13 protein-coding genes are annotated in these 10,637 nt (G+C 36.6%); 1 reads left to right on the top strand and 12 read right to left on the bottom strand.

What is annotated here, in order from left to right; genetic code table 11:
- Positions 1-6 precede the first annotated feature (6 nt).
- Positions 7-690 (bottom strand): 2-C-methyl-D-erythritol 4-phosphate cytidylyltransferase, encoded by a 684-nt coding sequence (locus ACY651_RS07970; protein ID WP_462251459.1) that lies wholly within the window; start codon positions 688-690, stop codon positions 7-9.
- 278 nt (positions 691-968) lie between these two features.
- Complete coding sequence (locus ACY651_RS07975) at positions 969-1,919, bottom strand: isoaspartyl peptidase/L-asparaginase family protein (protein ID WP_462251461.1); 951 nt, start codon at positions 1,917-1,919, stop codon at positions 969-971.
- Positions 1,920-1,994: 75 nt separating this feature from the next.
- Here ACY651_RS07975 and ACY651_RS07980 point away from each other — a divergent pair, with 75 nt between their 5' ends.
- Entirely contained in the window at positions 1,995-2,678 is a 684-nt protein-coding gene (locus tag ACY651_RS07980) for a DUF6498-containing protein (protein WP_462251463.1), read from the top strand.
- On the opposite strand, the gene ACY651_RS07985 is transcribed toward ACY651_RS07980, so the two are convergent.
- The 10 genes from ACY651_RS07985 to ACY651_RS08030 all read right to left on the bottom strand — a co-directional run bounded on the left by ACY651_RS07985 (position 2,675) and on the right by ACY651_RS08030 (position 10,486).
- Positions 2,675-3,661, bottom strand: coding sequence for a bifunctional heptose 7-phosphate kinase/heptose 1-phosphate adenyltransferase (locus ACY651_RS07985; RefSeq protein WP_462251465.1), 987 nt, complete (start codon positions 3,659-3,661; stop codon positions 2,675-2,677). The genes ACY651_RS07980 and ACY651_RS07985 overlap by 4 nt on opposite strands.
- A gap of 22 nt (positions 3,662-3,683) precedes the next feature.
- Positions 3,684-5,120: an APC family permease gene (locus ACY651_RS07990; protein ID WP_462251467.1), complete on the bottom strand. Its 1,437-nt coding sequence runs from the start codon at positions 5,118-5,120 to the stop codon at positions 3,684-3,686.
- Positions 5,121-5,175: 55 nt separating this feature from the next.
- Positions 5,176-5,790, bottom strand: a complete 615-nt coding sequence (locus ACY651_RS07995) for an OmpH/Skp family outer membrane protein (RefSeq protein WP_462251469.1) — start codon at positions 5,788-5,790, stop codon at positions 5,176-5,178.
- Between the two features lie 245 nt (positions 5,791-6,035).
- A complete protein-coding gene (locus tag ACY651_RS08000) occupies positions 6,036-6,821 on the bottom strand; it encodes a TPM domain-containing protein (protein ID WP_462251471.1) in 786 nt (261 codons plus the stop codon).
- 11 nt (positions 6,822-6,832) lie between these two features.
- Positions 6,833-7,294: a TPM domain-containing protein gene (locus tag ACY651_RS08005; protein WP_462251473.1), complete on the bottom strand. Its 462-nt coding sequence runs from the start codon at positions 7,292-7,294 to the stop codon at positions 6,833-6,835.
- A gap of 6 nt (positions 7,295-7,300) precedes the next feature.
- The gene (locus ACY651_RS08010; protein WP_462251475.1) at positions 7,301-7,900 is read right to left on the bottom strand and encodes a LemA family protein; all 600 of its coding nucleotides are present in this window, start codon (positions 7,898-7,900) and stop codon (positions 7,301-7,303) included.
- Positions 7,901-7,905: 5 nt separating this feature from the next.
- Positions 7,906-8,487: a LemA family protein gene (locus ACY651_RS08015; protein WP_462251477.1), complete on the bottom strand. Its 582-nt coding sequence runs from the start codon at positions 8,485-8,487 to the stop codon at positions 7,906-7,908.
- 178 nt (positions 8,488-8,665) lie between these two features.
- Positions 8,666-9,895, bottom strand: a complete 1,230-nt coding sequence (locus ACY651_RS08020; protein ID WP_462251479.1) for a phosphoglycerate kinase — start codon at positions 9,893-9,895, stop codon at positions 8,666-8,668.
- Between the two features lie 11 nt (positions 9,896-9,906).
- Positions 9,907-10,263: a DUF5615 family PIN-like protein gene (locus tag ACY651_RS08025; RefSeq protein ID WP_462251481.1), complete on the bottom strand. Its 357-nt coding sequence runs from the start codon at positions 10,261-10,263 to the stop codon at positions 9,907-9,909.
- Positions 10,253-10,486: a DUF433 domain-containing protein gene (locus tag ACY651_RS08030; protein ID WP_462251483.1), complete on the bottom strand. Its 234-nt coding sequence runs from the start codon at positions 10,484-10,486 to the stop codon at positions 10,253-10,255. The genes ACY651_RS08025 and ACY651_RS08030 overlap by 11 nt, the downstream gene beginning before the upstream one ends.
- Positions 10,487-10,637: the final 151 nt, after the last annotated feature.

A 10,637-nucleotide genomic window follows, 5' to 3' on the forward strand; every position in this document is an offset into this window, starting at 1 on the left:
AAATTATTATTGAGCAAATAACGATTCGGCTACAATTAAATCTAATGGCCGGGTAATTTTTATATTATTCTCCTCTCCCGCTATTAAATTTACTTTTAAACCAAAAGCTTCTGCAACAGTTGCCTCGTCCGTAAATTTTTCTTTATAATCTATATTGAATGCTGGTAATAAAATTTTACTGTGAAATGTTTGCGGCGTTTGCACCAGTTTAATATTATTTCTTTCTAATGCTGTGCTATGGTCGTCTGTAATAAGGCGAATACTGTCTTTACAATCAATTACAGGAATAGCAGTTCCATTTTCAATAGCAGCTTTGTAACAACGCTTAATTAAATCCACCGTTACCAGGCAACGTACTGCATCATGCACAAAAACAATACTCTCCTCTTCAATTAAACTTAAGCCGTTTTGTACCGAATGAAATCTTGTTCTTCCTCCAACAGTTATTGTAATACGGCTGTAATCGAAAAAAGCATCAATAATTTCCTGGCCTGCAGCTACATGTTCTTCGGGTAGTACCAAAATAACTTGCATATCCTCATACGATTTTAAAAATGTATCAATCGTATAATACAATACCGGTTTACCTTTTAATAATAAAAATTGTTTGGGAACAGCGTTATTCATCCTGGTTCCGGTTCCTCCGGCTACAATTACAGCAATTTTTTTGAGCCCCAATTTATCTTCCATCTTAAAAAATGAGTACTTTAAATTTATTATTCCGCTAAATTACGATACCACAGGAGTTAAATCAAAAACAAAATACTGTTTGGATAATTGATATCAGAACCGCTTGGGTAAAAGTTCAATACAGATTTACTGCACAAGAGTGCGACGCCAATGAAGATAAATAGTAATTCAAATGATGGGCTAAAAAAAATGACAGGATAATTATCGATTCGGTCTTCTACATTTCCTCCCCCATCGGGGTTTGCTGCAGGCAAACGAACGTAGTTCAAGAGGGGGCCTTAATCGTGATATATTTTTACATAATTTTCATTATCGCTGTTTCTCATGCCACGGTACATACCTGCGCTGTTTAGCACCATGGCCACATTACCAGCAGCATCTACACCAATCATACCACCCTCACCATCCATCTGTGGTAATTTATTCATCACCACTTCATGCATAGCCTGCTGCAAACTCATGCCTTTGTATTCCATTAAACAACTTACATCATACGCAGCAACGGCTCGTATAAACGGCTCACCGTGACCTGTACAACTAATAGCGCAGGTTTTATTATTGGCATAAGTGCCGCAGCCAATTAATGGGCTGTCGCCAATACGGCCATATTTTTTATTGGTCATGCCACCGGTACTGGTAGCCGCAGCAATGTTACCATCCACATCACACGCCACTGCACCAACGGTACCAAATTTTTTATCTTTAAATAATTCTTCCAAACCCTGGTGTGTGTGATCGAGAGAATAATTATCGCTGTCTCTTATAGCCTTCCATTGATCGTAACGAAATTGCGAAAAGAAAAATTCATCGGGTTCTAATTTTATACCCTGCTTAATAGCAAAATCATTTGCACCTTTACCACTTAAAAAAACATGATTGCTTTTTTGCATTACTTCGGCAGCAAGCTCTATCGGATTTCGTACATTACGTACAGCAGCAACCGCACCTGCGGCTAAATCTTTTCCGTTCATAATGGCAGCATCCATTTCCTGCACACCTTTTTTTGTAAATACAGCGCCACGGCCTGCATTAAACATCAGGTTATCTTCTAAAATTACAATAGCCGCTTTTACTGCATTTATTGCAGTGCCGCCTTCCTCTAAAACTGCATAGCCGGCATTTAAAGACTCGTTCAATCCTTTTAAATAAGCGGCTTCCAGTTCGGGTGTCATATCTTCTTTTAAAATAGTTCCTGCGCCGCCGTGAATAGCAATCGATAGTTTTTGCATACGTGTTAGTGGGTATTAAATGTTTGCTCAAAAGTATTTAATTTACTGCCACAAAAATTCTACAATTTTAAGCCAATGTTTAAACGTAAGCTAACAATAAGCGATTATCTTTTAATAGTTGTTAATCTGATTCCATTGTACGGTGTTTGGTTTGAAGGCTGGGATGCAAAACCGATCTTTATTGTCTATTGCATGGAGACGGTGATTATAGGAATTATTAATGTAATTAAGATGGCCTGCATTACCCTTTTGGTAAGAAAAAAAGATGGGTGGGAAAATGGCGGGGCTACAAGTATGCAGAGCGGATGGTTTTTTATTTTCTTTTTTGTGATACACTACGGCTTTTTTGTTTTTGTGCAGACACAAATTTTTTTTGGTGTTGCCGGTTTAAAACAAAGTGGTGATTTGATAATGAATTACGCCAACATTCCTGCATTGCTGGGTGACCATGGTAAATTAATGCTGTTGATTTTTATTGCTTACTACTCTGTACAAAGTTTTTTTGAATTTTTTAAAGATGGTGCTTACAAAAAAATAAGTTTAAGCAGGCAAATGTTTGAACCCTATATAAGAATTTTTGTACAGCAGTTTGTAGTAATAGTGGGCAGCTTTTGTTTAACCTTTGGCGCAGGAAAAATATTTATATTGGTTTTTGTTTTAGTAAAAATATTTTTTGAGTTGTTTGTAAATTATAACCGGTTGTTAGCCCTTGCAGAAAAAAAGCAACAGATGAGAGAAGAAAGAAAAGCTAAGGCTTAATTAAGCAATTGAATACATTCATGAAGCAATTTTTCTTTATCAATAGCTACGGTGCCTACTTCTTCGCATACCAAACCACCGGCAATGTTGGCCACATCGGCCATGAGTGTTACATTTTTTGTAGCGGCATACACTAAAGAAGCTACTGCAATTACCGTATCGCCTGCGCCGCTTACATCGGCTACATTGCGGATATGTGTGGGAATAATGGCTGCAGTTTTTTCATCATTATAAAAAACACCTTTTTCGGAAAGTGTGATAAAAGATATTTTGTGCCGCAGCTTTTGCTGCAATTGCAAATGAATATCTTTTAAAATATTTTCACTTACTTCATCCGATAAAAGATTTAACCCTTCTTTTACTTCTTTTAAATTGGGCTTAAAAATATCTACACCTTTATAAGAAAAAAAGTTTTTTCGTTTGGGGTCAACTGTGGTTAAAATATTATTTTTTTTGCAGAGGCTGATAATTTTTGCAATTACATTTTCTGTAAGTACGCCTTTGTTGTAATCTTCCAGCACTACAACATCCGGGTTTTCTGCTGCAATAAAATTCTCGAAAGCGGTTAATAATTTTTCTTCGTCGGCTGCAGTAATATCATTGGTTAATTCAGCATCCAAACGCATCATGTGCTGGTTGCGGCTGATGATACGTATTTTATTGGTGGTGATTCTTTGGTGGCTGTACACCAAATATTTTGTGTTGATATTATTTTCTGCAAATAACTTAGTTAATTGTTCTCCATCATCATCTTTACCCAATACACTAATTACACTTACCGCTGCACCAAGCGAATGTAAATTGAGTGCTACATTACCAGCACCACCAATGCGTTGTTCTTTTTTACTAACGGCCACCACGGGCACAGGTGCTTCAGGAGAAATACGTTCTACCTTTCCCCACCAGTAAGTATCCAGCATTACATCGCCAATTACGGCCACTTTTAATTGAGCAAACTGATGAAATAATTTTTCGAAATCCATGAATGATTTTATCTTAATGATTTTAGATTTTAGATTTTTTGTTTGCTACTGCAATGTAATAAATAGGAATGCCTATCAAAGTAATGATTAATCCCGGCCAGGTGAATTGTGGTTTATAAATAATAAGCGCAATACAAAATGCGACACCCAATAAAATATATAACGCAGGCAATACAGGATAACCAAAAGCTTTATAAGGCCTTTCCATATTGGGTTGTTTTTTTCTTAAGATAAAAATACCTGCAATGGTAAGTACATAAAACATTACCGCCACAAAAGAAATCATATCCAACAGGTCGCCATATTTACCACTCAGGCAAAGTAAACCTGCCACCAAGCACTGAATCCATAAAGCAAATTCAGGCACCGAATTTTTATTTAATGTTGCTGCTTTTTTAAAAAACAAACCATCTTTAGCCATTGTATTATATACCCTGGCGCCTGATAAAATTAACCCATTATTACAACCAAAAGTAGAAACCATAATCAGTACAGCAATTACATAAGTACCGGCATCACCAAAAATCCCTTTAGACGCTGCTACTGCAACCCTGTCGTTTTCCGCATGTGAAATGGCCTGCAAAGGAAGTACATTTAAATACATCAAATTAGCACAAACGTAAATTACTGTAACAATCAATGTTCCTAAAAATAAACTGAGCCCTATATTTTTTTTAGGGTTTTTTATTTCTCCAGCAATAAAAGTTACGTTATTCCATGCATCGCTGCTGAATATAGAACCCACCATTGCCGCAGCAATTGCACCAATTAAAGCTGCACCACCAATAGGCAACCAACTTCCATTTGCAATAAAATTTCCGGCAGTATCTTTTTCCAGCTGCACAGCATTCATGCCCGTTTGCCAGTTTTCTGACCAAAAACTTTGTTTAGCTAAAAAAAATCCAAAAATTATCAATCCAAACAAGGCAAGTAATTTTGCAGAGGTAAAAATTCTCTGAATTAATTTCCCTCCTTCTATTCCTTTTGTATTTATATAAGTAAGAAAAATGATTAGAATTATAGCAACTATTTGTGCTGCTGATATGGTTATAAAACCAAGGTCGGCAATTATATTTTTTTCGCTCAGTGCAGGAATTAGGTAAGCAGCAAATTTACTGAATGCAACTCCCACAGCTGCAATAGTTGCCGTTTGTATTACGGCAAAAAAACTCCAGCCATATAAAAAACCTGCCAAAGGATTAAAAGCTTCTTTTAAATAAACGTATTGACCGCCGGCTTTGGGAAACATTGCACTTAATTCTCCATAGCTTAAAGCGGCAGTCAACGTCATAAACCCTGTTATTAACCACACTGCAATCAGCCATCCGGCGCTGCCCACGTTACGGGTAATATCGGCACTTACAATAAAAATACCGGAACCTATCATACTTCCGGCAACAATCATTGTGGCATCAAATAACCCAAGTGTGGGTTTAAAGGAGTTGGTTTGTTCTGTCATAAAAAAATTCCGGTTTATTATACCGGAACAAGATAAATAAATTTATTGGATTGAATTACTGTTTGACCGCAGGTTTCATTTTTAAATTCATTCCTTTTATTACGTCTTTAGTTATGTCGAGTGTGCTGTCTTTATAAATAAGATAATCTATACCGCTGCCAGTGGTGAGTATATACTGGAATTTTTTTTCCTTATTATACTCTGCCAAAAATTCTTTTAAATTTTTTTGAATGCCTTCCATCAATTCAAAACTTTTTTGATTGAGCTCCTGCGATTGCTTTTGCTTTTCCATTTCAATATCCTGCTGCCCCTGCGCCAGTTGCACCCTTATATTTTGTATTTGCTCAGGTGTGGCGTTGGGATTATTTTTTACAAAATTATTTTGTTTGGCTTCAAGCGATTTGATGTCGTTGCCAATTTTTGTTTCGGCTTGTTTTTGCTGCTGCTCAAGTTCTTTTCTGCGTTGTTTAAAATAGGTAATGTTTTCGTTTAGAGAATCTAAATCCACATAAGCAATACTTTGATGATTAAAATTGCTTTCATTTGTTTTTGATGCCACCCCTGCAGCAACAACTTTACTGTCGCTTTTTTTAGCTGAAAAATTATAGTAATACAAATAGCCAACCGCAGCTATCAAGATGATATTTAACGCAACAGATAATTTATTCATTTCACTGATCTTTTATAGCGGCAAGATAGCGACAAAACAAGATTTTACAATACCGGCAGCTAAAGTTTTAGGAAAGGGTTAACGCTAACGATGAAGCATGCGATAAACGGGTGATTATAATTAAAGCAGTTAGTTGTTTTGTTTTTAGATAATAGATTATTATTCAAATATGAATATTTGTTTTAAAAATGATAGAAATTATTTGGCAATAAAACAATCCCGTAAAAAATATTTGATCCCTTGAGTTACCAATCTCCACCTGCACCGCCGCCGCCAAAACCGCCGCCGCCGAAGCCACCAAAACCTCCACCACCAGAGCTTCCGCCACCGCCCCAGCCGCCACCGCCACTGCTGCTTCCCGGCCAAAATATTGGTCCTGTAAATCCACGGTAACCACGCCTGCTCATGTAAGAGCCACCACCGCCACCGCCTTTTGAAGAAATAGCCAGAAAAATTATTATTAGTACTATAACAAAAATTATTTTGGATAAAGGAAGGCTTTTTCTTTTTCCGTAACCTGCAGGCGCTTTATATTTTCCTTCAGTTGCTTTTATTATGGCATCGGTACCGTTATCTAATGCATGATAAAAATCGCCGCCTTTTAAATAAGGTATTACTTCGTTGTTTACAATTTCAGAAGCAGTGTAATCAGGTAATACTCCTTCCAATCCAATGCCCGAAGCAATAAAAACTTTTCGGGTATTGTTATCTTTACTTCTGTACACTAAAAAAACTACGCCATTATTAAAATTTTTATTTCCTACACCCCATTTTTTTCCAATTTCTACTGCGTAATCACCAGCATCCATACCTGCCATATCATTTGTTGTAACAATGGCTATTTGGTTAGAAGTACGTTTTTCAAATTCCAGTAATTTTTGTTCAAGCGTTTGCTGTTGCTCACCAGTTAATAACCCCAGGTTATCATTAACTAATTTTGGCGGATTGGGGCGGTCGGGTATATTTTGCCCAAGTGTTTGTGCAGCAATAAATACCAGCAGTAAAAAGAAAATATGTTTACAGAATTTCATTACTTGTTTTGTTATTTGCCAAATACAATTTGATCCGGCAATTCGTTTTTATCATCATTGGCTTCGTAAGGAAATTCTTTTGCCAATGTTTGTCCAATAGTTGTTACAGTCTGGCAAATACCTGCCACATGATCTGCTTTATTAAAATGCTGCAACATTTGCTTAACTGCATTCTGCCAGTATTCTTTCCCAACTCTTACATGTATGCCTTCGTCACCATAAACGGCCAATTGCCTGTCTTTTAAAGCTACATAAATTAATACGCCATTATGATCATCAGTATCATTCATTTTTAAACCAAAAAAAACTTCCATGGCTCTGTCCACAGGGTCAACAAACCTGCAATGGCTTTCAATATATACCCGTACTTCGCCACTCGTATTTTTTTCGGCAGCCCTTATAGCATTTACTACCAGCTCTTCTTCAGCATCTGATAATAAATTTTTCTTTTTAAAAAAAGGAAATAGTGACACGATGTATTATTTAGTAAAATTTATTTCGGGAGACTTATCCGTACCAGTATCTGCCTGAAAGCCTTCTTTAGTTTTAAATCCAAATAAACTGGCGGTAATACTTGATGGAAAAGAACGCACAGATTTATTATACCCCATCACCGCTTCATTAAAATCTTTTCTCGAAAATTTTATTCTTCTTTCTGTACCAATCAGCTGATCCTGCAACCTTATAAAACTATTAGCGGTTTTTAAATCGGGATATTTTTCTATTACAGCAATTACCCGGTTTGCAGATGCTGCCACTTCTCCGTTGGCTTCTTCAGTTTTCTTAAACTCGTCGTAAGTCGGGCTGCCCGTTACGTTCAATCCTGCAGCTTTAGATCTTGCTTCAATTAATTTTGTAAGTGTTTCTTTTTCGTAATCGGATGAAGCTTTAACGGTGTTAACCAGATTAGGTATCAAGTCTAATCTTCTTTGATAATCACTCTGCACATTGTTCCAGGTTTTAGTTACATTTTCCTGCTTACTTACCAACCCATTGTAGGTGGTATAAAAGAAAATGGCTAACAGCGCAAATATTATTAACGCTGTTAACCAAAGTTTTTTTCCTGATGTATTTGCCATGTTTATTAAAACTTAACTTCAGGAGCTTTTTCTGTACCGGCATCTGCTTTAAACCCTTCTTTAGATTTAAAACCTAATATACCTGCTATAAGATTACCAGGAAAGGAACGAACCTTTACATTGTAAGTATTTACTGATTCGTTAAAAGCATTACGGGAAGTTTTTACATCATTTTCAATACCTTCTAACTGGCCTTGTAATTTAGTAAAGTTTTCGGTTGCTTTTAACTGAGGGTATTGCTCTGCAACTACCAATAAACGGCTTAAAGAGCCTTTCAGTTCTTCCTGTGCTTTTTGAAATTCTGCAACTTTTTCCGGAGTAAGATTTTCTGCATTAATATTTACAGAAGTTGCTTTGGAACGAGCATTAATAACATCAGTTAAAGTCTTCTGTTCAAAATTAGCTACCCCTTTAACAGTTTCTACCAGCTGGCCTACAAGGTCAGAACGTTTTTGATATTCGCTCTGTACATTGTTCCATGATTTTTTTACATTCTCATCCTGGCTTACTAAACCTCTTTGAGAAGATATGCCCCACAATACTAAGGCACCTACAATAACAAGAATAATAATACCTGAACGTTTCATGTTTAATTTTTTTAAAAGTTAAGATGTTAAAAGTAATATTTATTTTAAAATTCAAAGATTAATTCTTTATAAAGAAAAAGGTAACCGTTAAATTTAGTTAATCTTATTACTATGCATTGTTTATTATAAAAGACGCATGACAAGCGCTAATATTTTACAGTACTATTGTTTTTAGAAACTATTCTTTTATCGCTGCAATGCCCGGCAAAACCTTTCCTTCAAAATATTCCAGCATGGCGCCGCCGCCGGTGCTTACATAACTTACTTTATCGGCAAGGTTAAATTGATTTACGGCAGCAACACTATCGCCGCCACCCACCAAACTAAAAGCACCGTTTGCCGTAGCATCGGCAACAGCCAATGCAATTGATTTAGTACCGTTTTGAAATTTCTCCATTTCAAAAACCCCCATGGGGCCATTCCATAAAATGGTTTTGGAGTTTTTTATCACTTCGCTGAAAATGCCTACGGCTTTGGGGCCAATATCCAGCCCCATCCAGCCATCGGGTACGGCGTCGCTTGGCCGAATATCGGTGTTGGCATTGGCATCAAACTTGTCTGCAATTACAGAATCTTCAGGCAAATGAATGCTTACATTTTTTTGTTTGGCTTTTTCTAAAATATCCAATGCGGTTTTCAAACGGTCGTCTTCGCAAAGTGAGGCACCAATTTTACCGCCACGGGCTTTTAAAAAAGTGTACGCCATACCGCCACCTATAATAATATCTGTTGCTCTTTCTAATAGATTTTCGATGATTAAAATTTTATCGCTCACTTTTGCACCGCCTATAATTGCTGTAAAAGGTTTCTCTGCCTGGTGCAATACTTTTTCTGCACTCAGCACTTCGCTTTCCATTAACAGGCCAAACATTTTTTTATCCGCAGGAAAAAACTTTGCAATTACTGCAGTGCTGGCATGTGCCCGGTGTGCAGTACCAAATGCATCGTTAACATACACATCACCCAGTTTACTTAATTTTTCTGCAAAGGCCTCGTCTCCTGCTTCTTCTTCCTTATAAAAGCGTAGATTTTCTAATAACAACACTTCGCCGGGGCGAAGCATGGTAGCCGTGATGCCGGCTTGTGTGCCAATGCAATCATCTGCAAAAAAAACTTTGGTACCCCCATCCCCTAAAGGGGAGTTAACATCATTTGAATTGAGCAATTTGTATAAATGTTTTACCAAATGCTTTAAGGAGTATTTTTCTTCCGGTCCGCCTTTTGGCCTGCCGAAGTGGCTCATTAAAATTACTTTGCCACCTTCGGCTAATATTTTTTTTATGGTAGGAATGGTTGCCGACATCCTGGTATCGTCGGTAATATTGAATTTTTCATCCAATGGAACGTTGAAGTCTACACGTACTAAAACTTTTTGGCCGGCGAAGTTGTGGTTGGAAAATGTACTCATTTGTATTAAACTTATTTAGTAATCTGAATTATAGTAGTTGAAGTATGCAACAGTTCATTAATAGCTGGCATTAATGTTTCTTGCAGAATTATTTTCATTTGGTTGTTTGGACAGTTGCCCATTGTTAACCAAATTAATTTTGGAGGTATACCAAACCTGTCAATTAAATCAACAAAGTTCTGGTCTTTTGAAAGAAGTAATACGTTTTCCCTTTTTTTAGCATTTAAAAAAATCACTTCATCTTTTTCATCATTAATGAACAACTCGTAAGATGAAATTGCTTTTAAACCAAAGTGCTGTTGAATCCACTTTGCAATTATTGGTGATAACTGCATATCAAGCCATAATTCAATTTCATTAAGCTGCATGTAAAATGGTTGTATTTCCTAATCTAAGAGCAGCGTATAGTAAAGAAGCTTTAATATCTTCTTCTTCCAAAGCTGGATGCTCTTCAAGAATTTGGGCATTACTCATGCCTGAAGCTAAAAGTTCTATAATATCTTTAACAGGAAACCTCATTCCACGAATGGTGGGTTTACCACCCATTAAGCCGGGAATAATAGTAATCCGTTTTAATAATTCTGTTTCCATAACCTTTATTTTGAGATTATAAAGATACAATTTAAAAAGCCTCACCCCAACCCCTCTCCCAAGGAGAGGGAACTGGAAAGGGTCTTTTTTAAAATTGACAAGGCTTTCTTATAATAAGAAAGCCTTGAATTTAATAAGTTGAACAAAGAAC

It is taken from the genome of Ferruginibacter sp., from assembly GCF_031391665.1.
In the GTDB taxonomy this organism is placed as follows: domain Bacteria; phylum Bacteroidota; class Bacteroidia; order Chitinophagales; family Chitinophagaceae; genus Ferruginibacter.

Excerpts from the sequence above, each read along its gene's own strand:
- ACY651_RS07975 (WP_462251461.1), bottom strand. The coding sequence starts at position 1,919 with ATGCAAAAACTATCGATTGCTATTCACGGCGGCGCAGGAACTATTTTA.
- ACY651_RS08010 (WP_462251475.1), bottom strand. The coding sequence starts at position 7,900 with ATGGCAAATACATCAGGAAAAAAACTTTGGTTAACAGCGTTAATAATA.
- ACY651_RS07990 (WP_462251467.1), bottom strand. The coding sequence starts at position 5,120 with ATGACAGAACAAACCAACTCCTTTAAACCCACACTTGGGTTATTTGAT.
- ACY651_RS08015 (WP_462251477.1), bottom strand. The coding sequence starts at position 8,487 with ATGAAACGTTCAGGTATTATTATTCTTGTTATTGTAGGTGCCTTAGTA.
- ACY651_RS07995 (WP_462251469.1), bottom strand. The coding sequence starts at position 5,790 with ATGAATAAATTATCTGTTGCGTTAAATATCATCTTGATAGCTGCGGTT.
- ACY651_RS07970 (WP_462251459.1), bottom strand. The coding sequence starts at position 690 with ATGGAAGATAAATTGGGGCTCAAAAAAATTGCTGTAATTGTAGCCGGA.
- ACY651_RS08025 (WP_462251481.1), bottom strand. The coding sequence starts at position 10,263 with ATGCAGCTTAATGAAATTGAATTATGGCTTGATATGCAGTTATCACCA.
- ACY651_RS07985 (WP_462251465.1), bottom strand. The coding sequence starts at position 3,661 with ATGGATTTCGAAAAATTATTTCATCAGTTTGCTCAATTAAAAGTGGCC.
- ACY651_RS08000 (WP_462251471.1), bottom strand. The coding sequence starts at position 6,821 with ATGAAATTCTGTAAACATATTTTCTTTTTACTGCTGGTATTTATTGCT.
- ACY651_RS08030 (WP_462251483.1), bottom strand. The coding sequence starts at position 10,486 with ATGGAAACAGAATTATTAAAACGGATTACTATTATTCCCGGCTTAATG.
- ACY651_RS08020 (WP_462251479.1), bottom strand. The coding sequence starts at position 9,895 with ATGAGTACATTTTCCAACCACAACTTCGCCGGCCAAAAAGTTTTAGTA.
- ACY651_RS07980 (WP_462251463.1), top strand. The coding sequence starts at position 1,995 with ATGTTTAAACGTAAGCTAACAATAAGCGATTATCTTTTAATAGTTGTT.